19 protein-coding genes are annotated in these 26,110 nt (G+C 42.2%); 17 read left to right on the forward strand and 2 right to left on the reverse strand.

Translation table 11 applies throughout. The annotated features are described in order from the left end of the window. Window positions 1-7: 7 nt before the first annotated feature. The 17 genes from G608_RS0107410 (at window position 8) to G608_RS24270 (ending at window position 23,527) form a co-directional block, all read left to right on the forward strand. Window positions 8-1,477 carry an MBOAT family O-acyltransferase gene (locus tag G608_RS0107410; RefSeq protein ID WP_026495501.1) on the forward strand — a complete coding sequence of 490 codons (1,470 nt, stop codon included), beginning with the start codon at window positions 8-10 and terminating at the stop codon, window positions 1,475-1,477. A gap of 135 nt (window positions 1,478-1,612) precedes the next feature. Then, window positions 1,613-2,548: a class II fructose-1,6-bisphosphate aldolase gene (gene fba / locus G608_RS0107415; protein ID WP_026495502.1), complete on the forward strand. Its 936-nt coding sequence runs from the start codon at window positions 1,613-1,615 to the stop codon at window positions 2,546-2,548. A gap of 144 nt (window positions 2,549-2,692) precedes the next feature. Then, window positions 2,693-3,196, forward strand: coding sequence for a transcription elongation factor GreA (gene greA / locus G608_RS0107420; RefSeq protein ID WP_026495503.1), 504 nt, complete (start codon window positions 2,693-2,695; stop codon window positions 3,194-3,196). Window positions 3,197-3,231: 35 nt separating this feature from the next. After that, a complete protein-coding gene (locus G608_RS0107425) occupies window positions 3,232-3,753 on the forward strand; it encodes a flavin reductase (protein WP_035794948.1) in 522 nt (173 codons plus the stop codon). Continuing rightward, the gene (locus tag G608_RS0107430; RefSeq protein ID WP_026495505.1) at window positions 3,750-4,373 is read left to right on the forward strand and encodes a YdcF family protein; all 624 of its coding nucleotides are present in this window, start codon (window positions 3,750-3,752) and stop codon (window positions 4,371-4,373) included. Before G608_RS0107425 ends, G608_RS0107430 begins: the two co-directional genes overlap by 4 nt. A 35-nt stretch (window positions 4,374-4,408) precedes the next feature. Continuing rightward, window positions 4,409-6,577: a hybrid sensor histidine kinase/response regulator gene (locus G608_RS0107435; protein WP_026495506.1), complete on the forward strand. Its 2,169-nt coding sequence runs from the start codon at window positions 4,409-4,411 to the stop codon at window positions 6,575-6,577. Beyond that, complete coding sequence (locus G608_RS20340) at window positions 6,570-8,579, forward strand: hybrid sensor histidine kinase/response regulator (RefSeq protein ID WP_051208989.1); 2,010 nt, start codon at window positions 6,570-6,572, stop codon at window positions 8,577-8,579. The genes G608_RS0107435 and G608_RS20340 overlap by 8 nt, the downstream gene beginning before the upstream one ends. Window positions 8,580-8,645: 66 nt before the next feature. Beyond that, window positions 8,646-10,232: an NAD(P)/FAD-dependent oxidoreductase gene (locus G608_RS0107445; protein WP_035794949.1), complete on the forward strand. Its 1,587-nt coding sequence runs from the start codon at window positions 8,646-8,648 to the stop codon at window positions 10,230-10,232. Window positions 10,233-10,337: 105 nt separating this feature from the next. Further along, a complete protein-coding gene (locus G608_RS0107450; protein WP_026495508.1) occupies window positions 10,338-11,534 on the forward strand; it encodes an FprA family A-type flavoprotein in 1,197 nt (398 codons plus the stop codon). 31 nt (window positions 11,535-11,565) lie between these two features. After that, window positions 11,566-12,645 (forward strand): PTS transporter subunit IIC, encoded by a 1,080-nt coding sequence (locus G608_RS0107455; protein WP_026495509.1) that lies wholly within the window; start codon window positions 11,566-11,568, stop codon window positions 12,643-12,645. Window positions 12,646-12,668: 23 nt separating this feature from the next. Further along, window positions 12,669-13,694, forward strand: a complete 1,026-nt coding sequence (locus G608_RS0107460; RefSeq protein ID WP_026495510.1) for an aldo/keto reductase — start codon at window positions 12,669-12,671, stop codon at window positions 13,692-13,694. Between the two features lie 29 nt (window positions 13,695-13,723). Then, window positions 13,724-14,752 (forward strand): glycoside hydrolase family 5 protein, encoded by a 1,029-nt coding sequence (locus tag G608_RS0107465; protein WP_026495511.1) that lies wholly within the window; start codon window positions 13,724-13,726, stop codon window positions 14,750-14,752. Between the two features lie 186 nt (window positions 14,753-14,938). Then, a complete protein-coding gene (locus G608_RS0107470) occupies window positions 14,939-17,497 on the forward strand; it encodes a beta-glucosidase (RefSeq protein ID WP_026495512.1) in 2,559 nt (852 codons plus the stop codon). Between the two features lie 328 nt (window positions 17,498-17,825). Then, window positions 17,826-18,806, forward strand: a complete 981-nt coding sequence (locus G608_RS0107475; protein ID WP_442852214.1) for a substrate-binding domain-containing protein — start codon at window positions 17,826-17,828, stop codon at window positions 18,804-18,806. Between the two features lie 264 nt (window positions 18,807-19,070). Further along, window positions 19,071-21,956, forward strand: a complete 2,886-nt coding sequence (locus G608_RS22340) for an Ig-like domain-containing protein (RefSeq protein WP_051208991.1) — start codon at window positions 19,071-19,073, stop codon at window positions 21,954-21,956. 178 nt (window positions 21,957-22,134) lie between these two features. After that, on the forward strand, window positions 22,135-22,842 hold the full coding sequence (locus G608_RS0107485; protein WP_026495514.1) for a hypothetical protein: 708 nt from the start codon (window positions 22,135-22,137) through the stop codon (window positions 22,840-22,842). Window positions 22,843-22,876: 34 nt separating this feature from the next. After that, window positions 22,877-23,527, forward strand: a complete 651-nt coding sequence (locus G608_RS24270; protein ID WP_330366916.1) for a CD3324 family protein — start codon at window positions 22,877-22,879, stop codon at window positions 23,525-23,527. Between the two features lie 65 nt (window positions 23,528-23,592). Here G608_RS24270 and G608_RS22345 read toward each other — a convergent pair whose 3' ends face one another. Then, complete coding sequence (locus G608_RS22345) at window positions 23,593-24,717, reverse strand: helix-turn-helix domain-containing protein (RefSeq protein WP_051208992.1); 1,125 nt, start codon at window positions 24,715-24,717, stop codon at window positions 23,593-23,595. Further along, window positions 24,707-26,023, reverse strand: a complete 1,317-nt coding sequence (locus G608_RS0107500) for an MFS transporter (protein WP_026495515.1) — start codon at window positions 26,021-26,023, stop codon at window positions 24,707-24,709. The genes G608_RS22345 and G608_RS0107500 overlap by 11 nt, the downstream gene beginning before the upstream one ends. Window positions 26,024-26,110: the final 87 nt, after the last annotated feature.

A 26,110-nucleotide genomic window follows, 5' to 3' on the forward strand; every position in this document is an offset into this window, starting at 1 on the left:
GATTACAATGCAGTTCGTTTCACTAAAGTTTTTATGTTTTCTGTTTGCTGTTATAGCAGTAAACTTCATACTTCCAAAGAAGATAAGATATATCTGGCTTCTGGCTGCAAGCTGGGCCTTCTATTTTATCGCAAGCGATAAGTTCCTTATTCTTCTTGTACTGGTTACGCTTATTACCTATTTGTCAGGAAGGTTCATAGAGAAGAACAAAGGGGAAAAGAAAGCAAAGACCATGCTTATCTGTACCATCGTTTTGCTGGTGGGACTTCTTGGATATTTTAAGTACACAGGATTTTTGCTTGATACGGTAAAAAGTATTCAGGGGCTTTTAAAGCTTCCTGAGTCGGAATTTGTAGTAAATATCATACTTCCTGTTGGAATATCATTTTATCTTTTCCAGGCTATCGGATATCTTGCAGATGTTTATATGGGAAGGATTGAAGCTGAGAAAAATTATCTTATGCTTGCTCTTTTCATATCATTCTTCCCTCAGATCACATCGGGACCTATCGAGAGAGCAGGAAATATGCTTCCCCAGTATAAGGAGCCTGCAGTCTTTTCATATGATGCCATGAGAGACGGACTTCTCCTCATGATGTGGGGATATTTCCAGAAAATGATCCTTGCTGACAGATTATCTGTCCTTGTAAATACGGTTTATGCTTCGCCAAAATCCTTTGGCGGCACCACGGTTTTTCTTGCAACTGTGTTCTATACATTTGAGATTTACTGCGACTTTGCGGGATATTCCAATATAGCGGTGGGATCTGCAAGGATTATGGGAATTAAGCTTATCAACAACTTTGAGTATCCCTATCTTACAGGCAGTATTGCAGAGTTTTGGAGAAAATGGCACATATCCCTTTCCACATGGCTTAAGGACTATATCTATATTCCTCTTGGCGGAAACAGAAAGGGCTTTGCCAGAAAGCTTATTAACATCATGATCGTATTTGCGGTCAGCGGACTATGGCACGGCGCTGCATGGACCTTCGTTGTATGGGGACTTCTTCATGGTCTTTATCAGGTAATCGGAATTCTTCTTAAGCCAGCAAGAGATAAGGTGGTGGAAGTGCTCCACGTAGACAGAGAGGGATTTTCTCACAGACTCTTTAAGATAATTGTCACCTTCCTTCTTGTAAATCTTGGATGGGTGTTCTTTAGAGCCGACAGCTTTGCAAAGGCAATGCTTGTGATTAAGAAATCCTTTAGCCCTACGCCCTGGGTCCTGGTGGATGGCACACTGTTTAACCTTGGACTTTCAGAGCCGGATGTCAGGCTTTTGTTTATGGGACTTATCCTGCTGATCGCGGTTGATATCTGCAATGCTAAGAATATAGTGGTTCGCGATGTTATCACAAAGCAGAGCCTGCCCTTAAGATGGATCATTTATATCTGCGCTGTGGTATTCATTGTTACCTGCGGAATTTGGGGTCCCGGATATGATGCAGCGTCATTTATTTATTCAAGCTTTTAAAAATGACCTGTAATTATATAGTCAAATTCATGAAATGTGGCTGAAATATCAAAAAAGATTGTAATATTTTTATTAATTGAGATATAATATTTCTAGTTATTTTGTTAACAAATTATACGAAAGGTGGTACAAATTATGCCATTAGTTACAACGACTGATATGTTTAAAAAAGCATACGATGGTGGATATGCTGTTGGTGCATTTAATATCAACAACATGGAGTTCATTCAGGCTATCACAGAGGCTTGTGACGAGCTTAAGAGCCCCGTTATCCTTCAGTGCTCAGCAGGAGCTATCAAGTATGCAAAGTTCCCTTACCTTGTAAACATGGTTAAGGCTGCTGCAGAGTCTACATCTATTCCGATCGCTCTTCACCTTGATCATGGTGCAAGCTTCGAAATCTGTAAGGAGTGTATCGACAACGGATTCACATCTGTTATGATCGATGCTTCTTCTCTTCCTTACGAAGAGAACATTGAGCTCTCTAAGAAGGTTGCTGAATATGCACACGAGAAGGGCTGCACAGTAGAGGCTGAGCTTGGTACTCTTTCAGGTGTTGAGGATGATGTAAACGTTGCTGATGATGCAGCACAGTACACAAATCCTGATCAGGTTGAGGATTTCATGAAGCGTACAGGCGTTGATTCACTGGCTATCGCTATCGGAACAAGCCACGGTGCTTTCAAGTTTAAGCCCGGCCAGGATCCTAAGCTTCGTCTTGATATCCTTGAGGAAGTTGTTAAGAGACTTCCCGGATTCCCGATCGTTCTTCACGGTTCTTCAGCAGTTCCTCAGAAGTACGTTGGAATCATCAATGCTAACGGCGGCGCTATGAAGGATGCTATCGGTATTCCGGATGAGCAGCTTCGTGCAGCAGCTAAGAGTGCAGTCTGCAAGATCAACATCGACTCCGATCTTCGTCTTGGTATGACAGCAGGTATCCGTCAGCACTTCGCTGAGCATCCTGAGCACTTCGATCCTCGTCAGTATCTTGGCGATGGCCGTGCTTATGTTAAGGAAATCGTTCACGACAAGATCATCAACGTTCTTGGTTCTGACGGTAAGGCTTGATAAGTACATAGAAACGATATTGAGGCTGCCACGGATTTTTCCGTGGCAGTTTTTACGTTTACGAGTTTACGATTTCTTTATTTTATTTTTTACGTTATCTCGTGTAAAATTATTATATATGCGTAGAAGGAAGGTTTTATTTTTATGAATAATCAGCTTACAAGAAAAGATATTGAGGACATGGAGGCTGAAATAGAGCACAGAAAAGTCGTTGTCAGAAAGGAGCTTCTTGAGGACGTTAAGGAAGCAAGAGCCCAGGGAGACTTAAGCGAGAATTTCGAATACTATGCAGCTAAAAAGGCCAAGAATCAGAATGAATCAAGGATAAGATTCCTTGAGAGAATGATAAAGACGGCAGAGATCATAGATGATGAGAGTGCCGAGGATGAGATAGGTCTTAATAAGACAGTGACAGTCAGAATTGAAGAGGATGGAACTGAAGAAGTCTACAAGATCGTTACAACTGTTCGCGGAGATGCGTTAAACGGACTTATCAGTGTCGAGTCACCTCTTGGAAAACAGCTTATGGGACATAAGGTTGGAGATAAGATAAACATCGAGGTCAACAAGGATTACAGCTACGATCTGACCATTCTTAAGATTGAAAATACAGAACTTACCGAGGATGATAAGATCAGAGATTTCTAATCGGTAATTCAAATAACGGTTCGGAGGAATGAACTATGGATGAAGATTTACATGTATTTCAACCGGTAGAACTAGATGATATTTTAGAAGGCCCGTTTAAATTCAATGATGATAACTGGGCTCTTTTGACTGCGCAAAAGGACGATACGGTTAACACAATGACCATATCCTGGGGTGGTGTCACCTATATTTGGGGCAGGACCTGTGCTGTTTTGTATGTCAGAGAGAGCAGCTTTACAAGGGAGCTGATTGACAGCAGTAAAAGGCTTTCCTTGTCATTTTTGGATCGGGGCGAATTTGCAGGAGCTAGAGATTATCTGGGCTCTGCATCCGGCCGCCATGAGGATAAGATCGCGGGTTCAGGCTTACATGTAAATTATTTCGAGGACATTCCTTTTATTGATGAGGCGGGAAGTGTCATAATCTGCAGAGTTTTATACAGGCAGAAGATGGTGGAGGACTGCTTCATGAATGGTCGTGTTCTTGCGGACCATTATAGAAATGAGGATTATCACTATACATATATTGCAGAAATTAAGCGAGTTATGATCAGATGAGTATTGTCAACAAAGCATCCTTTGAAGATATTGGGAAATTTATTTTTTTAAATGAAGAGCCGCAGCAGGCGGATTTGATACTTATACCGGGAGCTCCCATTGAGGAGCTTGCCTATCACGGCGCAGAGCTGTATAACAAGGGCTTTGCACCTCTGATTCTTTCAACGGGAAAATATTATTTTAAATATAAAGACCTCTATGAGGAGTTTCAGGTTTTCACGGGAAGCGGTGAAAATGCCCTGGGACAGGAGACAGAGGCTGAGTTTATACAAAAGCTTATGATGGAAAACGGCGTTCCAAAGGACAGTATAATTTTGGAAAAGGAATCCATGAACACCTTTGAAAATGCAGTGAACGCAAGAAAATGTATCGAAGAGGATTTAAAGGATAAGAATATTAAGCATATTATTCTGTGCTGTCAGGCTTTTCATGCAAGAAGAGCCCTTATGACTTTTCAGTCGGAGTTAAGAGACATTAAGATAACGGTCTGTCCGGTGGTGACAAGAGATATAAGCATAGATACCTGGATGGATACTGAGAAGGGATACAATCTGGTACTTGGGGAGCTGAGCAAATGCGGAGAGTATTTTAAAGGCAGCAGAATGTATGGGTTAAAATGATCTAGTATGGCGCTATTTATATGAGGGATATTTATATGCGCGTTAAACCAAAAAGGCGATGGATTGTCGCCACCCTTTTTGTTATTCTGTTTATCCTATTGGCATTTGTGGTAGATGGAATACAGAGAAGATTCATCTATAATGACAGAATGGTTCAGCTGACCACCTATTATGATCAGCTGGATTCAGTTATTACGCACAGATTTGCCAGACATCAGAAAATTCTAAGCAGCTGGATGTACCATTTAAAAAATAAGAATGAGACAGGTATAGACAGCTTTCATGATTATATTTCCTCAGAAAAATTAATATGGGAAGTCGAAGAGGTCTACCTTTTTGATGAAGCGGGAAATTACATAAACGATGAGGGAGAAAGCGGAAATGCAAAGCTTGATGAGGATGTGATAGAAAAGCTTACGCATCGCGGAATCATTCAGGTTGTAAAGTATACATCCGAAAAAGGAAAGAGGCAGGATCTTTATATTCTGGCAGTGGAGCCCGGAGAATATAACGGGTTTAATTACTGTGCCATCGGCATGGGTTATGATCCTGAGCAGATGAAGGAGAGACTTACAATAACAGCAGGCGATCTGGCTGATTCAGAGAATTATCTGACGGACTGGCAGGGCAATCTTATCATGGCATCCGTGCCTTCACACATGGAGCATACGAATATTCTGGATTATGTTACAGAGAATGCGGTAATAATCGGAAGCTCCGCACAGGCGCTGAGACAGAACATCTATGATAGAAAAAACGGCGTACTTCAGGTGAAAATAGCAGGTGAAGATTACTATCTTACATATCTTCCCTGCGAAGCTGTAGATTCCATGCTGATTTGCCTTACTCCAGTAAGCAAAGCGGATTCTACAATAAATCGCATGAGAATACTTAACAATATCTTCCTGCTTTTGGCCTTTGCATTCGTCATTGTGCTGGTTGTGGGAATTCTCAGATATACAAAAATGCAGGATGTTTTAGCCCTTGCAAAGTCTACAAACGATACCAAGAATAAGTTTTTGGCCAATATGTCCCATGATTTTAGAACGCCCATGCATGCCATGGCAGGTTATCTGGAGCTTATGAAGGAGAATGCGGATAATCCGGAAAAGGTCATAGAGTATGGTCAAAAGGCAGAGCTGGCCCATAAGAATATGCTGAATATGATAAACAGCGTTCTTGATCTTAGCAAAATGGAAGAGGGCGGCGATGAAATACAAAATAAAGAGTTTTCATTGGAAGCAGTGCTTGAAAACGTAAAGAATGACACTATGCCTCTTATAAACAGTAAATCCCAGATCTTCAGGATAGACAGGAGTAATACAAAGGAGGAACTGTTTATAGGTGATGTGGAAAAGCTTGAGCTTATACTAAAGAATCTTGTTAGGAATTCCAGTACATATACTGAGGATGAGGGAGAAATCAGCCTTGAAGTATATGAGGATAAGAGTATTGGAAATAATGAGATTGAGCTGCGTTTTGAGGTGTCCGACAACGGCATCGGTATGAGCAAAGAGTTCATCGAGCATATCTTTGAACCCTTTACAAGAGAGCACAGACAAAATGATAACAGGGAGCTTGGTGCAGGACTGGGTCTTGCGGTGGTTAAGAACCTTGTGGACATAATGGGCGGAACCATAGAAGCAGAGAGTATCATAAATGAGGGCACAGTATTTACTCTTAAGCTTACATTTGAAATACCCGAAAAATCTGAAATTGAAAATATGAAGCAGATATCCAAAATAGTAGAGGAGGGTGAAATAACCTATACTGCAGAGGATTTTGGAAATGTTTTTGAAGGCATGAGATTTCTTGCTGCAGAGGATAATGAGCTGAATGCGGAGATCATAATGGAGCTTATAAAGCTGAAGGGAGCTGAGTGCGACGTAGCCTGCGATGGAGAAAAGGCACTTGAAGCCTTCAAGAATTCAAAACCCGGATACTATGACATGATCCTTATGGATATTCAGATGCCTAACATGGATGGTTACGAAGCAGCCAGTGCCATCAGGAATCTTGTGATAGAAGGCCGTGAGGATGCGGCAACTATCCCGATTCTTGCCATGAGTGCCAATGCTTTCAGAGAGGATATTGAAAAGACCAGCGCATCCGGTATGGATGCACATATTCCGAAGCCTATAGACATTAAGCTATTTGAGAACACCGTCAAGGCACTTAAATTGAGAGGGCATACTATTGAGTGATAATGGAAATAATATAGGCAGGGAACCGGAATTTTCCATGAACTGGTTTTTTGATTATGTCACACAAAAAAATAAAAGTATCGCGGCCATATTTGATGCTGATACCTTTGAGGTGGACCTGATCTCTGATAATACCGAAGAGATAATAGGTATTCCCAAGGAGGAGCTTCTTAAGGATATTAATCTGCTTTTTGTTAATACAAAAGATGCTAAAACAGATTTTACCCCCACAAAGGAGGACCTTTTAAAGCTTGGCATTGGCGAAACCATGACCCTTGATGTTATTGATGCTGTAAACAGTATTACCGGAGAGCATATTTATTTTGAGGCTTCGCTGGAGCGTCAGATCATTGACGGAAGAGACAGATTTCTGCTGGTATGGGTTGATAAGACAGAGGAAGTTATAAGAAACAGGCAGATGGAGGACATGATCGATGTGGCAAATGCTGCAAATGAGGCAAAAACCAACTTCCTTGCCAACATGTCCCATGATTTCCGAACACCCATGAATGCCATAACCAATTTTAATCTGCTTATTGCAAAGAATTCGGATAATCCGCAAAGAGTAAGGGATTACACCCATAAAATTGGCCTGGCCTGTCAGAATCTGCTTAGGCTCCTGAATGATGTCCTTGATATGAGTAAAATCGAGAGTGGTGCCACAAAGATAAATCAGCAAGAGTTTGCCCTGGGACTTTTGCTTGAAGAGGTTAATTCGGTTATAGCCTTTCAGGCCAAGGCAAAGCAGCAGGATTATCAAGTCCACGCCGGTGGCATGAGACAGGACCTTTTCATGGGCGATAAGCAAAAGATCAATGAAGTTCTTGTTAATATTTTGGGTAATGCCGTTAAATATACCCATGTCGGTGGAAGGATAGATTTCACAATAAGTGAAGAAAAGGTTTCTACCGGTGATTATTACGACGTGAAATTCGAGGTAAAAGATAACGGCATAGGAATGAGCAAGGAATTCCAGAAGAATATCTTTGATGCTTTTACCAGAGAAGAGAAAAAAGAGGTAAGCGGTATTCAGGGCACAGGCCTTGGAATGGCAATAACAAAGAGTCTTGTGCAGATGATGGGCGGAACGATCTCCGTTGAATCCAATGAGGGAGAAGGTTCAACATTTATAATTACCCTGAGGCTTCCCGGCGTTAACCAGGATCAGGGGGATTTCTGGGAAAACCATGGAATCAGAAGGATACTGGTTATCGATGACGATATTCAGGAATGCGAGAAGATAAATACTGCCCTTCAGGATACCACTGTAGAGGTATTTTTCTCTACAAGCGGATATAAAGCGATGCACCTTATAGAGGTCAGCTACGAGGATGAAAGCGCTTTTGATGTAATAATTCTTGGAATGCAGATAAGGAGTATCAGTTGCTTTGAGCTGGCAGGCAGGATCAGGGAAAAGGATCTAAGACCACAGCCTGTTCTTTTGCTGCTTACGGAGGATTGGGAGGACGTGGCGCAGGAGGCGAGAGATGCCGGAATTTATGACTTCATAACAAAGCCCTTCTTTATGTCAACCTTCCAGCAGCTTATTGAGGACATTACCAGCAGACCAAGCACTTCGGGAGATAAGAAAAAAAGTAATCCACTGGAAGGTATTCAGATACTGGCCGCAGAGGACAATGAAATTAATGCAGATATACTTGTTGAGTTAATGAGCATGGAAGGTGCATCAATAGCGAGAGTTCCGGATGGAAAGAAGGCTATAGAGGTATTTGAGAAATCAGAAACAGGGTATTATGATGTTATCCTGATGGATGTACAGATGCCTGTCATGAATGGCTATGAGGCTGCCGGAAAAATAAGGGAACTTAACCGTGAGGATGCTGCTAAAATTCCGATTATAGCGATGACTGCGAATACTTATGCCGATGATGTGCAGAAATCACTGGATGCAGGCATGGATGCCCATGTTTCAAAGCCGATAGATATTGAGGTTTTGAAGACTACAATATTGGAACTTCTAGAAAAGATGCGGTCGACATAAGGATTTTTACATGTTAATATAATGTAGTTATTATCATATGATTATAAAATGGAGCAGATAGTTAAGATGAAGAAAGCGTTAGTAATTGGAGCCGGACCGGCAGGTCTTACAGCGGCCTATGAGTTACTTTCAAAATCAAATGAGATAGAGGTAGTTGTCTTCGAGGAGACAGATAAGTTCGGTGGTATCTCACGTACCGTTGAATATAAAGGGAACCGAATGGATATGGGCGGACACCGCTTTTTCTCCAAGGTTCCCGAAGTAAATGAATGGTGGGACAACATGCTTCCCAAGCAGGGTAAGGCGTCCTATGACGATATCGTTCTTAAGAGGAGTTCAACACTTACTCCCGGCGGTCCCGATCCTGAGACAGAAGACAGGGTAATGCTCAGAAGAAATCGTATTTCCAGAATTTTCTTCAACAGCAAGTTTTTCGATTATCCCATTACACTTAAGGTAGAGACCTTCACCAACATGGGTCTTGGTACTACCATAGTTGCAGGTTTTTCATATATCAAGGCTATGATCTTTAAGCGTAAAGAGAATTCCCTTGAGGACTTCTATGTAAACCGTTTTGGTAAAAAGCTTTATTCCATGTTCTTTGAGCACTACACAGAGAACCTTTGGGGAAGACATCCTTCTCAGATCGATCCCAGCTGGGGAGCTCAGCGAGTTAAGGGTGTTTCCATAATGGCGGTTCTTGCCAATGCCTTTAAGAAAAAGAGCGGCAAAAAGGGCGGCAAGGTAGAGACTTCACTTATTGAGGAGTTCAGCTATCCTAAGCTCGGTCCCGGACAGCTCTGGGATGTAACCGCATCAGAGATCGTTAAAAAGGGCGGCACAATCATTACAGGTGCCAAGGTTGTTAAGATCAACAAGGACGGCGATCATATCACAGGAGTTACCTATGAAAAGGATGGTCAGCTGGTAACTGTTGAGGGCGATTATGTAATAAGCTCAATGCCTATTAAGGATCTTGTAGCAGGCATGAATGATGTACCTGCAGATCCTGCAAGAATCGCAGCAGGACTTCCTTACAGAGATTACATGACTTTGGGTGTTCTCATTCCTCACCTTAATCTTGAGAACAAGACCAATGTAAAGACTATCGGAAATATCGTTCCCGACAACTGGGTTTATGTACATGACAGAAACGTAACCATGGGACGTTTCCAGATTTACAACAACTGGTCACCCTACCTTGTTAATGACATCGACCACACAGTCTGGATGGGACTTGAGTACTTCTGCAACGAGGGCGACTCAATGTGGAGTATGACTGATGATGAGTTTGCCAAGATGGCCATCAAGGAGATGGTTAAGATCAATCTCATCGGTGATGTGGATGAGGTTATCGATTATCACGTAGAGCGTGTTAAGAAGGCATATCCTGCATACTTCGATACCTATGATGAGATGGATAAGCTGGTTGATTACCTCAACACCATCGACAATCTGTACTGCGTAGGTAGAAACGGACAGCACAGATATAACAATATCGACCACTCAATGTGCACATCCTTTGAGACAGTTAAAAATATTCTCGGAGGAGTACGTGACAGAAGCAATATCTGGAGCGTAAATACCGAGAAGGAATATCATGAGTCTTCTAAGACCGAGAATCCTGAGGATGAAGAAATCGAGATAGACTAAACACAAATAAGGCGCCAAATTATTTTGGCGCCTTTTGTACAACAGTGCGGAAGATAGAGCACGTATATAAAAGAAAAATAAAAAACAAAATAGGAGGGTAAGATAGTGATTAATTACAAGAAAATTACTGAAGATACTTACTGGATCGGCGGAAGCGACAGGAGACTTTCAAGATTTGAGAACATTTTTCCTCTTGAGGATGGTGTTTCCTATAACAGCTATGTCATTTTGGATGAGAAAACTGCGCTTTTTGATACCGCGGATATTTCCATTTCAGATCAGTTCCTGGAGAATTTAAAGGGAATTCTTGCTGACAGGAAGCTGGATTATCTTGTCATAAATCACATGGAACCGGATCACTGCTCTCAGATAGCAACGGTTGTTTACATGTATCCTGATGTAACATTGGTAGGTAATGCCAAGACCTTTACTTTCCTTTCACAGTTTTTCCCTGAACTTGGTTCAATTAATAAGATAACAGTGGCTGAGGGCGATAGCTTAGAGCTTGGAAAGCATACCTTGAGCTTTGTAATGGCGCCTATGGTTCACTGGCCGGAGGCTATGTTTACATACGATGCTTCAACAGGCGTTTTGTTCTCCGCAGATGCCTTTGGAACCTTTGGAGCAATCGATGCCGGTATTTTTGCAGACGAATACGACTTCGAGAAGAGATTTCTTGATGAAGCCAGAAGATATTATGCAAATATCGTAGGAAAATACGGTATGCAGGTGCAGGCTGTTCTCAAAAAGGCAGCAGGTATCGACATTAAGTTTATATGCCCGCTTCACGGACCTATTTGGAGAGAGAATATTGCTTGGTTTATTGATAAATATCAGAAGTGGAGTACCTATACTCCTGAGGATGACGAGATCGTTGTTATCTACGGAAGTCTTTACGGACATACAGAGAGCGCTGCTCAGAGGGCAGCTTCAATGCTCCGTGAGAAGAGCGGTAAACAGGTAAGAATCTATGATGTATCACAGACACATGCGTCAGTTCTTATCTCCGAAGTATGGCGTTGCGGCAAGATTGTGCTGTTCTGTCCTACATACAATAATGGAATTTACACACCTATGGAGAATTTCCTTTCTGATTGCGCAGCACTTACCGTACAGAACAGAACCTTTGCGCTTGTTCAAAACGGAACATGGGCACCTGCATCAGGAAAGCTCATGAGAGAAAAGCTGGAGGCTCTTAAAAACATAACAATCGTAGAGCCTGTTCTCACAATAAAGAGCGCATTGTCCGAAGCGGACGAGCCTGAACTTAAGGCCTTTGTAGATGCCGTTGCAGAGGCTTAAGAATATAAAAACTAAATAACGGGAGAGTATTATGAAAGAGTTTTTGAAGAGAAAGAACATTGTCATTTCGGGGAAAAGATATGGTATTGATGCATTGTCAGCCATGGCACAGGGCCTTTTTGCATCACTGCTTATCGGTACGATTCTAAACACCATTGGAACACAGGCAGGAATCGCATGGCTTTCTGAGGTAGGAAAATATGCATCATCCATGAGCGGTGCAGCAATGGCTGTGGCTATCGGATTTGCACTTCAGGCTCCGCCTCTTGTTCTTTTTTCACTTGTAACTGTTGGTTATGCAGCAAATGCGCTGGGTAGTACAACTCTTTCAGGGGGCGCCGGAGCAGGCGGACCGCTGGCGGTTCTTTTAATCGCTATTCTTGCAGCAGAATGCGGTAAAGCTGTTGCAGGAGAGACTAAGGTAGATATTCTTGTAACACCTATTGTGACCATACTTGTGGGCGTTGGACTGGCATATCTTATCGCCCCTGCTATCGGGACCGTTGCTTCATCAGTTGGAAGCGTAGTTATGTGGGCAACCGAGCAGCAGCCGTTCCTTATGGGAATAATCGTTTCAGTGGTTGTAGGTATAGCACTTACACTTCCTATTTCATCCGCTGCTATATGTGCTGCTCTTGGTCTTACAGGTCTTGCAGGCGGAGCAGCCGTTGCAGGATGCTGTGCACAGATGGTGGGCTTTGCCTTCATGTCCTTTAAGGAGAATAAGTGGGGCGGCCTCATTTCACAGGGTATCGGAACATCTATGCTTCAGATGGGTAATATAGTGAAAAATCCTAAGATCTGGATTGCTCCTATTCTTACAAGCGCTATCACAGGACCTATCGCAACCTGCGTTTTCCATCTTCAGATGAATGACCCTGCAAGTGCGGTGGCATCAGGTATGGGTACCTGCGGACTTGTCGGACAGATTGGTGTTTATGCCGGATGGGTAAATGATGTAGCTATAGGAGCTAAAGCCGCTATTACAGCCTTTGACTGGATCGGACTTGCGCTTATCTGCTTCATTCTTCCTGCAGTGCTCACATGTGTATTTGGAGCAGCTTTCAGAAAGATTGGCTGGATCAAGGAAGGCGATCTTAAACTTTCATAATTAAACAAAAAGGGAGGATTCTTATGCGTAATGTAACTCTTGGAAAGACCGGAATTGTTGTCCCCCAGAACGGGTTTGGCGCGCTTCCAATTCAGAGAGATGATATGGAGACCAGTATCGAGATTCTTCGCAAGGCCTATGAAGGCGGAATGCGATATTTTGATACTGCAAGAGCCTATAGTGACAGCGAAGTGAAGCTTGGAAATGCCTTTGAGGGAATGAGAGATAAAATCTACATTGCCACCAAGACAGCAGCCAAGACACCTGAGCAGTTCTGGAAGGACTTAGAGACCTCTCTTACAAATTTAAAAACAGATTATATCGATGTATATCAGTTCCACATGGTAACCCAGTGTTACAGACCGGGCGACGGAACAGGTATGTACGAATGCATGGTAGAAGCTAAAGAGCAGGGTAAGATAAAGCACATCGGTGTGACATCACACAGAATAGCAGTAGCTATGGAGTGTGTAGAATCGGGCCTGTATGAAACCATGCAGTTCCCCTTCAGCTATCTTGCAGATGAAAAGGATATCGCACTTGTTAAAAAGTGTCAGGAGCTGGAGGTTGGCTTTATTGCCATGAAGGGCCTTGCAGGCGGCCTTATCACCAACTCAGAAGCCGCAATGGGATTCATGCTTGATTATCCAAACGTAGTTCCCATTTGGGGTATTCAGAGAATGAACGAGCTCGATGAGTGGCTTGCATTCTTTGATAAAGAGCCTGTTATGACTGACGAAATCAGGGCCTTTATTGAAAATGAGCGAGGGGAATTATCCGGAGATTTCTGCAGAGGCTGCGGATATTGTCTTCCCTGCGCAGCAGGTATCGAGATCAACAACTGCGCAAGAATGTCTCTTATGATTAGAAGAGCACCTAGTGCCGGCTGGCTCTCTCCGGAGTGGCAGGCCAAGATGGAAAAAATCGATGACTGCATTAACTGCGGTGCATGTATGAGCAGATGTCCCTACGGACTAAAGACGCCTGAGCTTTTAAAGAAAAACCTTGCTGATTACAGAAGGGTTATTGCAGGAGAGATAACGGTTTAAGAACACAAAAAAGAGAAAGGAGACAGGGTATGAAGGAGTTTGCCGGTTTTTCACATGGAATTAACCTTGGCGGATGGCTGTCACAGTGCAATCACACCAAGGAAAGATACGATAATTTTATTGTGGAAAGTGACATTGAGAAGATTAAGAGCTGGGGCCTTGACCATATCAGAGTACCCGTTGACTATGACCTTGTGGAGGAAAAAGACGGAACCTACAAGGAAGATGGTTTTGCTTACATTCAGAAGGCCATAGACTGGACAGGCAAGTACGGTCTTAATATGGTACTTGATCTCCATAAGACCTTTGGCTACAGCTTTGATGGCGGAGAGCAGGAGTCTGGATTCTTTGAAAACGAGGCTTACCAGGAGCGCTTTTATAGGCTCTGGGAGCAGTTTGCAAAGCGCTTTGGCAAATATGAGGACAGACTTGCCTTCGAGCTTTTGAACGAAGTAACCAGGAAGGAATACAAGGATATCTGGAACAGTGTTTCCACAGAGTGCATTAAGAGAGTACGCGTTTTTGCACCTACTATTAAAATCCTGGTGGGTGGATATTACAACAACAGTATTGTTGCTCTTAAGGATATCTGTGATCCCTATGATGAGAATGTGGTTTATAACTTCCACTGCTATGAGCCTCTTATTTTCACACATCAGGGTGCTGCATGGATTGATACCATGGATACCTCCTTCCGTATGCCCTTTGATTCTACATACAAACAGTACGAGGATAACGCCTTTGCCCAGCTTGGAAACAGGCCTGAGGAATTAAAGGTTGCGGATCCTGATAAGAAGCTTGGCATAGAGTACTTTGAGCAGTATATGGAAGAGGCGGTAAGAGTTGCAAATGAGAGAAATGTTGCGCTTTACTGTGGAGAGTACGGTGTTATAAATCTTGCAACTCCGGAGGATACGCTTAAATGGTATCAGTCAATAGGAAGCTGCTTTAACAAGTACAAAATCGGCAGAGCTGCATGGAGCTACAAAGAGATGGATTTCGGACTTGTGGATGCCCATATGGACAGCGTCAGAGAAGAGATTCTTAAGCTGATGTAATAATATTGAATAAAGGTTTCTTAGAATAGCCGGTTTCTGCCGGCTATTTTTGTGTGAAATTTACTGTAAATATGATGCATAAATCAGTGAAATCGTATATTTGTGTATTTTTATGGATGTATCATAAAGAAGTAGTAAAAAACTTTTAGCTATAATTTGATCTTATTACATAAGGAGGTTATTTCAATGAGTATTTGGAAAGCTACCAAGGTAGCAGAGATGTCAGCCAGAGAAAAGGCTCACATGGAGAAGGTTCGTAAGTTTGCTGCTGAAGGTATGGTTCTTTTAGAAAACGACGGAACTCTTCCGCTGGCTGCTGATACTAAGAAGATCGCACTTTTTGGTAACGGTGCAAGACACATGATCAAGGGTGGTAAAGGATCAGGTGACGTTAACAGCAGAAGCGTAGTTGGAGTTGAGCAGGGAATTCTTGAAGCAGGCTGTGAAGTTGTTTCAGGCAGCTGGCTTGATGAATACGACAAGATCTGCACAGATGCAAAGGCTGCTTATGATGCAAGAGTTAAAGACTTAATCGAGAACTCAGGCAATCCCATGGCAGGCTTCATGGAAATTTTCAACAATCCTTATCATGATCCCGACGTTCAGGAAATCGCTGATGCTGACATGGCAGATGCAGACGCAGCTGTATATGTAATCGCAAGAGATTCAGGTGAAGGTCGTGACAGAAAGCCTGTAGCAGGTGATTATGAGCTTACAGACAATGAGAAAAAGAACATCGAGAAGCTGGCAGCACATTATGATAAATTCGTAGTTGCTCTTAATGTGGGCGGTGTTGTAGATACAAAGGCACTTAGAAGCACAAAGGGCGTTGGCGCAGTTCTTCTTATGAGCCAGGCAGGTAACGTTATCGGTACTGTTTTTGCTGATGCACTTCTTGGAAAATCCATTCCTACAGGTCATCTTGCAATGACATGGGCTGAGAACTATTCAGACTATCCGGCTTACGACACCTTCAGCTCCCAGAACGGCAATGTAGATGATGAGTACTACAACGAGGGCATCTTCGTTGGATACAGATATTTTGACAGCTTTGGCAAAAAGCCTGCATATCCTTTCGGATACGGTCTTTCATACACAAGCTTTGATATTAATGTAAAGGACGTAAGCCTTGCAGGCGAAGAGCTCACAGCTAAGGTAGAAGTTAAGAATACCGGTGATAAGTTTGCAGGAAAGCAGCTTGTTCAGCTCTATGTATCAGCTCCTGACGGAAACGTCGAGAAGCCTGTTAAGGAACTTAAGGGCTTTGCAAAGACAAAGGAACTTAAGCCCGGTGAAAGCGATGAGCTTACAATCAAGGTTAAGGTTTCTGATTTTGCTTCCTATGATGAAGCAAAGGCATCTTATGTACTTGAGCCCGGTAAGTATTTCATCAGAATAGGTGAGAACGCATGCAGCACACATATTGCTGCAGCTGTAGAAGTAGCAGGTGAGATCGTTACACAGAAGCTCGCTAACAAGATGAAGGTTGATACAGAGCTTAAGGAGATCTCAGCTAAGGGTGCTACTCCTCTTACATATGATGGAGAAGAGTCCGAGAAGGCAGCAGCTAAGGTTCTTACACTGGATGCAGCTGCAATTAAGACTGTTGTAGCAGAGTATGAGGGTGCTCCTACAGAATATAACTGTGATAAGGCAGAGAAGATCACTCTTGAGGACGTTAAGTCAGGAAAGGCTACCATGGAGGATCTCCTTGGACAGCTTACAAGAGAAGAGATGGCAGACCTCTGCGTAGGAACAGCAAGGGGAGGCTTTGGCGGAACCAGCGTAATCGGTACTGCATCAGCAGTAGTTCCCGGCGCAGCAGGTGACACAAGCTCCAAGATGGCAGCAGACAGAGGCGTACACAACCTTGTTCTTGCTGACGGACCTGCAGGTCTTCGTCTTACACCTTACTTCGCTGTTGATGAAGAGAATCAGTATATTCCTGAGATGAGTGCTGTAGCATTTGATTTTGCAGGCACATTCGAGCAGCCCACAACAGATATTAAGGGTGAAGTTACAAAGTATTATCAGTACTGCACAGCTATTCCGATTGCAACCATGCTTGCTCAGACCTGGAACATGGATGTTATCGAAGAAGCCGGTGATATTGTTGGTATAGAGATGGAAGAGCTTGGTGTTAACCTCTGGCTTGCACCCGGCATGAACATCCAGAAGAATCCTCTTTGCGGAAGAAACTTCGAGTACTATTCAGAGGATCCGCTTCTTGCAGGTATGTGCGCAGCAGCTGATACAAAGGGTGTTCAGAAGCATAAGGGATGCGGAACAACCATCAAGCACTTTGCATGTAACAACCAGGAAGATAACAGAATGCACACCAATGCTCATGTAAGTGAGAGAGCACTTCGTGAGATTTATCTTAAGGGCTTTGAGGTAGCTGTTAAGGAGTCACAGCCTCTGTCAATCATGACAAGCTATAACCTCATTAATGGCATCCACGCAGCAAATAACTACGATCTGCTTACAGCAATATGCAGAAACGAATGGGGATTCGAAGGCGTAGTTATGACTGACTGGGGAACAACAGGCGGCATCGAGATGGAGCAGAAGACATTTAAGTATGGATGCTCAAACGCTGCTGACTGCGTAAGAAGCGGCAACGATCTTACAATGCCCGGTTCTGATGCTGATGTTCAGAACATCCTTGATAATGGTGTTACAAGAGCTGAGCTGCAGGCTTGCACACGTCGTATTCTCGATTGCGTGCTTAAGTGCAGATACTAATTAGGGTATTAGGCTTTGGGGAAAGCTTAATAGAAGGTTTTTAGAGAAGGTTTAAAAAGAAAGTTTTAGAGAAGGTTTTGAAAGAGCTGTCGCACGGGGGTGCGGCAGCTTTTTCGTATTATAGGATGAAAAAGCACTTCTTAATGATTCACAGATAATAGATATTTTAACGAAATTACATAGAAGTTTTAGAAAGTGGGCGGATTCTCTATGTATAATATTAGTGTAGCCTTGTGGTGCTATGCGAAAAAACAGATGCGCAAATATACAGGAGGATATGGTTATTATGAAAAGGAAACTAGTAAGCCTATTAACTGTTGCCGCTCTTATGATAGCTATGCTTACAGGATGTTCGTCAAAAAATGAAGTTGGAGCAGCAGAGCTTGCTGACAAGAAGGTCGGAGTTTGTATCTACCAGTTCAGTGACAACTTCATGACACTTTTTAGAAATGAGCTGTTAAGTTACCTTGTGTCCAGGGGATTCTCTGAGGACAACATCACAATTGTTGATGGTGCCAATAATCAGGATACTCAGACTGCACAGATTCAGGAACTTATTGATAATAATGTGGATGTTCTCATTGTGAATCTGGTTAACTCCTCTTCTGCGGGAACCATTACAGACCTTGTGGCAGGAGCAGGAATCCCTCTGGTTTATATTAATCGCGAGCCGGGACCTGCTGAAGAGCAGAGATGGGCAGATAAAAACATGAACGTCTGCTATGTAGGCTGCGATGCACGCCAGTCAGGAACATACCAGGGCGAGATCATTTCAGACCTTGGAAAAAACAAAGTCGACATCAATAAGGATGGCAAGATTCAGTACATAATGATCGAGGGTGATCCTGAGAACATCGATGCTCAGTATCGTACAAAATATTCAATCAAGGCTCTTCAGGATGCGGGAATTAATGTACAGTGTCTTGATGACCAGATTGGAAACTGGGAGAAGGATGCAGCAAAGCAGCTAGTGGCTGATTCTCTTAAGGCACATCCGCAGACTGAAGTTGTTTTCTGTAATAATGATGCCATGGCTCTTGGCGCACTTGAGTCAATACAGGCAGCAGGCAGAACTGTTGGAACCGACATCTATCTTGTAGGCTGCGATGCCCTTGCAGAGGCAGTTGAGGACGTTATAGCAGGAACAATGACAGGTACTGTTTTCAATGATCACATCACACAATCCCACAGTGCCGCAGATGCTGCAATTAATTATGCTGTAGGAAACGCTAACGACCATTATATCGGATGTAACTACGTTAAGATTACTAAAGATAATGCCAAGAAGATTCTTGAGTCAGTTAAGTAAGACAGTCAGTAAACAGAATAAAAAATAAACTAATATGGGACTGATTTCGTATCTCGCAAATATTATGCGGGATGTGGAGTTGTCCCATTAATTTTTGCAAAATTAATTTAAGAAAATATTTAAAAAACGTATTTAATTAGGTAAAATATCATTAAGTTAATGTGTAAAAGTATTATGGCAAAATGGGGTGCTAAGGGGATTCACATTAATTTTTAAGGGGTTTAACTGTTTCCAGGTTTTGATGAACAAAAAGTGGAGGAAGGTATGAAGAAAAGTGCAAAAAGGCGGAAAACGCTAATTACTCTGATTACTACAGTCGTAGTGATTCTCACAACAATTGTACCATCAGGATTTTCGATCCGCGCTAAGGCGGCCAATTCGAAAAGAGAAAAGGCGGCAGCTATTGCCTATGGTGAGATCGGTAATACTGACAGAACCAAATATGGAGCAAAGCCTGACTATGATTGGTGTGCTTATTTTGCTTCCTGGTGTGCGCATCAGGCAGGACTTGATGATTCACAATGGCTTTTTTCCGGAAGTACTAATATTTTGGTTGCATTCTTTGAGTCAAAGGGTAGATGGCATAATAAAACAACCAACACATGGTATTTCGAAAATGCCGGGTGGGTATCCATCGGAACCGGTATCGTTGATGATTATATGCCGCAAAAGGGTGACTTTGTGGCAATAGAGAATGATACGAAAGATCCGGAACCCGGTCATACAGGAATTGTATATGACGTTGATGTAGCTGCCGGAAAGCTTTATACGATTGAGGGAAATACAGGTCAGCAATATCCAAGAAGAGTTCTACAGAGAGAGTACTGGCTTAGCTCGTTGCGTAGAGTTGATGCTGGTTCATATATTGTGGGCTTTGGTGAACCAGATTATGGTCCGGATGATGATTTAGGTCCTAAAGGTTATAATATTGGCACTTCCATGACAGAGGTCTATGATTCTGACATTTTCACTCTTACATGTATCCCGGATAAGTCTGATATCACGAGCTATACACTCGTAGTAAATGGTAGAGGAGTGGATGTAACTGATCTCATGAAAGCCGGAAACGGTTCATCGGATTTTACGTTAAGGGGAAATGATGACGGAATATATGAAATTGGATTTTGTGTATCCAATAATTATGGCAGCTTTACGGGTACAAAGGAAAATGGCGGAGTTTTATCTATAACAAAAAAGAGCATTTCATGGGGAACTCCTGCAAATCTCGGAGAGCAATTTACAGGATGGATAGTAAATAATTACGGCGGAAGAGTTGCTGTACAAAGTACAGATGTAGTTTGTAAAAAGGCAAGTGGCGCTAAAAATGAATATTGGACATTTTACAGACAAAGTGATGGGTCCTACTTAATAAAGTCGTTAAATAATGGCAAGTATTTAGTAGATAAGGCTGATAAAAACGGAGCCGGAGCGACAATTGCCACCAGTTCAACAGTAGATGATTACGCTAAATGGTTTATTTATGATAAAGGCAATAATAATTATGTCTTTAGAAATGGCATGTTCAATGCCGGTGTACTTGATCTGCATAATGGAGGTACAGCAGACGGGGATCCATACCATTTGATGACTTATAGCGATCATTTTGCTCAGAAGTTTGATATTTTAAAGAGAGTACCTTTAAATTCAGTATCACTTAATAAAACATCATTAAGCTTAAAAGAAGGAGAGTCATCAAAGGTCACAAGGAACCTTAATCCGTCTAGCTCAAATGATATTTACGAAAGCTTTAATTGGAAATCATCTAATGAGAAGGTGGCTACGGTAAGCGGCTCACTGGAAGAAGCCACTATCAAGGCAGCAGGCGCGGGCACAGCGACAATCACTTATACAGTAACCACTAAGCTGGGGCAGACTTTTTCTGATACAATGGCCGTCACTGTACAAAAGAAAACAGTGGATGTGACAGACATATCATTAAACGAAAAGAGTCTTGAGCTCAAGACAGGTGACAAGAAGAAGCTCTTTGCTACAATATATCCTTCTAATGCAACAGAAAAGGGCATAATATGGTCTTCTAACAATTCGTCTGTTGCAGTAGTTGATAATGATGGTAATGTTGAAGCTAAGGGTGTAGGAACAGCCATCATTACTGCTACAAGCAAGGCTAATTCTAATATAAAGGCGACCTGCAGCGTAGAAGTATCCTATCCCACTATAGATAAGCCTGTGATTGCGATAGTCGAAAATTCCGTAGGAAGCATAAAAGTAGGGCAGGAAGTATATTATGACAGTTTTGTTCTTAATATAAATTTTTCAGATAGTTCTGTTGTATGGTCAAGTAGTGACGAAAGCATATTTACAGTTGATCAGACCGGAAAAGTGACCGGAAAAAAGGCAGGTGAAGCAGTACTTAAATTAGCCTTTGTTGCTGAGCCGTCAATCTATGACACTGTCACTGTTAAGGTAGTAGGAAATGATGATGGCGGCGGAAGTAGTTCCGGCGGCAGCGATGAACCCGGAACCGGAGGCGGAAACGATGAAGGCGATAAGCCTGGCACCGGAGGCGGAAGCGATGAGGGCGATAAGCCGGGAACCGGAGGCGGAAGTGGTTCCGAGAATCAGCAGAATCCTGATGTAAACAGTAACAACGATAAGGGAAACAATAGCAGCAACAAGCAGCCAAGTGTCGATTCATCAAATACCGCATATTTGGAAAAGGGCACAGAAATCATCTATCAAAACGCCAAGTATGTTGTTTCGGATACCGGGAAGGTTACTTTTGTAGAACTTATCAGCAAGAAGAAAACCTCTGCCACAGTTCCCGATGCTATAACCGTTGATGGAATCCAATACGAAGTAACAGCTATTGCTGATAATGCATTTAAGAATAATACTAAGCTTAAAAAGATAAAAATCGGTTCTAATATAACTGTTATTGGTAAGAATGCCTTTAGCGGATGTAAAAATCTAAAGAGTGTTACAATTCCTGCAAAGGTGGAAATTATCGGAGCAAAAGCCTTTTATAAGTGCAAGTCGTTAAGCAGCGTAAAGATCAAATCTAAGATTATAAGCAGCATAGGTAAAAATGCATTTAGTAAAATAGGTAAAAATGCAAAGATATCAGTGCCTAAGGATAAGAGAAAGGACTACAAAAATCCTCTTAAGAAGGCAGGATATGTGCTTAAGTAATGACTGATTAAGATTTGGCCGGGGATATGTGTCCCCGGCCAATTTTTCTGCCTGTAAGGTAAAGAACAATTATAATTATTCTCTCCATTTGAAACATGAAGGTGTGCTGATAATATAAAAAATGTAAAAGCGCTTTGAACAGACAACATGAATTACATTAAAAGAGAGGGTATGAAAAATGAACAGAGATATTTTTATAAGAAACCTGACTAAGGAAAAAATAGAGATGAGTCCCAAGGGCAGAAGCGCAAATGAGCTTTCACCTGAGGAATTTGAAAAATGCTATGAGAGCTTTTTTGATATGATCTTTGAGATTGCAGACACAGATGTATCAGAAATTGAGGGCTACGGCGAATTTGATGAGAATAATAAGGCGCCCTTTGAAAGTCTTGAAGCTTTCATAAAAGATGATATGCTGGGCGATCCCACAGAAGGCTACTGGAAGAACTGGAAGGAGATGTTTGGAACCACATTCCTTAAGGAAGACTACTACAATGAGATAGCTTCCAAGACACTTCACTATGCACCTTTCTGTGAAGATAAGAGATTCCTTGCAAACAACAACACATTCTTCTGCAACATGATCGTAGGTGAAGATGGAAAGACCTACTGTACTGACTGGGGAAGAGCAGGTATCATGGATTATATGATGGATTTTGCAATCCTTGATCTTAACAAGCCATATCTGCTTGTTCCGGAAAAGCTCTTTGAATATGCAAAAAAGAGAAATATTGAAATCCCTGATTTTAAGGAGCGCTTCCTGTGCATGGCTTATTACAAGGGAATTGTTACTCTTAGATGGCATGCATCAATTGACGATTTAGAGTCCTGCGAGTCCATCGTAAAGTCCATAAATGCACTTGAAGAGCGTATGAACAGGCTTTGATCAAAAAATATTGGGCGGGAGGAAATTACTTAAAATGAAATACGAAAATGCCGGGGACATTCTTCCTGCTAAGCTTTTGGAGGAGGTACAAAAATACGCGGCGGGGAAGCTCATATACATCCCAAAGAAAGAGAAAACCAAGGGATGGGGCGAAGCATCAGGCTACAGAGACAAACTGAATAAGCGAAATGCAGCTATCTGCAGCCGCTATTCCTCCGGTTGTTCAATCATGGAGATAGCAGAGGAGTTCTTCCTGTCTCCCGAAACCATAAAGAAACTGGTTTATGGAAAGAAGGTGAATTTGCCAATGTTTTCCAAAACAATTACGTCTGCTAAGCAGTACGCAAATGCAGGTATGGGCGAAGAATGGGTACGTATCTACCTAAACTCCCTGGGACAGGAAATGCCCGACAATTCGGACTTTTTCATGACAGAACTCATAAAAATTCCGCTTAGGCTAATTGAAAACGAAGAGGGTGAAGAGTCTGATGATCAAGGGAATGCTACCTTTGATGTACCTTTGATAGTTCTTTTTGATAACAAGAAATTTGTTACTCCTTATCAGCCCGGGTACTTACAGAACTTAAAGAATGAAAAGCACAACGCCCAATATGCTTTTGTCTTTGCTAGTACTGACGAATATGGGTATTTCTGGAATAACTTTGGTAAGAATTTCCAGAGATAGAAAAAAGATTTATAAACGTCATAAAACTTGTTTGTCATCTAATACAAACAAGTTTTATGGCTTTTTTATTTAGCGGTTTTTATCTCATTCCAATATTTCTCGGCGGGGTCCATCTTTTTAAGTATCTTCTCTGGTAATGGATTTATTGGATTGGGCTCCTGAGAGAAAAGAGAGTCTATACTCTGAACAGCTCCGGGACCAAGCTCATCATAGATCATCGGCTTATAATCTTCGAAAGCATGCCAAAAACGTATTTTTCCTGCCAGTCCATTAACAGGAGCTTTGTCGAATTTACGGGCCAGCTTGTAAGCATCATCTATACATATTCTCATGCTTGAATAATCACCAAGGCAGGATAAAACCATTCCTTTTAGTATCAGAAGAACCGCCTGCATCTTGGTGAGATAGCTTACATTGTTGTCGGTTGTGGCATCGTATATTTTTAAGCACCAGTCAATAATGTCACGGGCTTCTTGAAGGTTACTCTTTTTGTCTGTCTTAATAAGCGCTATAGCCATAGTGCTTGAATATTGCAGGCTTTTTATTAGTATAGAGACAAGGACTCTTGTGAATCTGTCCATGGATTCATCATATCTGTCCATATCCATCAGAATCTTAGCGATATTAAAGTCTGCTATTCCCATGTAATTGATCTTTTTAAATTCTGCAAGGGCTTCTTCAGGGTTATTCTGACTCTTTAGTTCAGCGATGCAAAGTCTTATTGAAAACTCATCCACATCAGGATCGGTGTTTTGAGATATCAGGCGAAGGGCTGATTCGTAAAGCGAGATTGTTTTCTCCAAGTACTTTTTATAGCCGCAGGCAGCAGTTATTACGTTATAGGTCTTTGCAGCTTCTAAGACTATCTTAAAGTTTGCGGGATATCTGATCAGTGCCTTGCCGGTTTCTGATATAGCTTCGTCGTATCGCGCTTCTTTTAGAAGAGTATTTATCTTTTGTTTTATGTCATCTACGCTCTTTGAAGAAATGCTGTATCCAAGGAGTACATCTACAGAAATATTGAAAAAGTCTGCCAGCTCAATAAGAGTCATTATGTCAGGGATTGTACTTCCGCTTTCCCATTTCGACACGGCGCCTATTGTAATTCCAAAGGCTTCTGCCAGCTCCTCCTGGGTAAGGCCCATTTCCTTTCGATATTTTTTGATGTTTTCACTAAGACTAAGCTGCATCAGCTATTTCCTCTCTTTTCTCTAATTCAGGTTTTGTTATAAGTGTTATTGCTAAAACTACTGCGGCAAAAAGTGATGCGAAAAGCATTATTCTGCCAGTTGCTATGCGGGATACCAAAATGCTGACAAGGAGTGATCCTATAGGCATCGCTGCTGTGGAAAAGGCGTTAAATACGGCAGATGCTCTTGCCATATATTCGCTGTCCACGGATTTCATGAACTGAATACCAATGATTCCTCCTATAAGTGTTGCTGCAAGCATCATTGCAAAAAAGCAGGCACTTACAACTATGTAGCAAAGAACTGCTTTAACGCTTACTATGCCGCCCATGGCGATTCCTGTAAGCCCAAGGCCAAGGATTCCGGTTCCGGCGCAGATTATTTGTAAGGGACTTAGCTTCTTTGAAAGTACAGGTAAAAGCGCTGCTCCTGCGATGCCTCCAAGGGAAGCAAATACGCCGCCAAAGCTAAGGAGCTCTCCGCCCATTTTAAATATTTCCTCTGCCATTGGTGCCTGGAGAGCATTGATGGGTACAAGCATGAAATTTAGTGCTACGCACAGCAGGCAGAAGTTTCGAACGACAGGTGTTTTTGCGATATATCTTATTCCGTCAGTAAAAAGTGTTGTGAAGCTCTCGGAAGGCTGGGCAGTAGCGGTTTCTTGAAGTATCTCTGTGGTGCTGTCTATGACTTCCTCTTTGGTATCTGTGCTTTCGTCATTTTTCATCATAAGTATAAGGACTGCCGCGATTATAAAAGTAGAAATATCAATGAGCATTGCAGGAACTGCGCCCCATGCAGCGATGATCACTCCTGCAATTCCTGTTCCGACTAACGATGCTGCGCTTGTAAGCATTTTTGAAAGGCTAAGGCCGCATGTCAGATGCTCTTTCTTTACGACCTGAGCGGTAAATGCAGAGGCAGCCGGCAGATTGAAGGATTCTATTGTGGTAATGATGAGAGTCAGAACCGCCATCACAGGTGCATTTACAAGTCCAAGTGTATAGAGGATAGCAAATGACGCTATGGTTATGGTCCTTAGAATGTATGTGATGATTATGACGGTCTTCTTATTTTTCTTCTCAACAATAGCTCCTGCAAAGGGCTGAACTATCACGTTTGGAAGCATGTTAAGTGCAAACACTATTGCAGACCACATGGCGCTACGGGTTATCTGATATACCAGCCATGTAAAAGCAAGGGCATCCACTGAATCGCCAAACCTGTCAATTATCCCCGAGAGCATAAGCTTTCTGTAATTGCTGTCATTTATAATGTCTTTGTATGTAACGCTGTTTTGTTCCATATGAAGCCTCCTGTCATTATCTCTATCTGGCTTCATTGTATATGGGGATGATATTAATTATAATACACCGGTAGTAGTGATGGTATA

It is taken from the genome of Butyrivibrio sp. WCD3002, from assembly GCF_000424265.1.
Classification (GTDB): domain Bacteria; phylum Bacillota; class Clostridia; order Lachnospirales; family Lachnospiraceae; genus Butyrivibrio.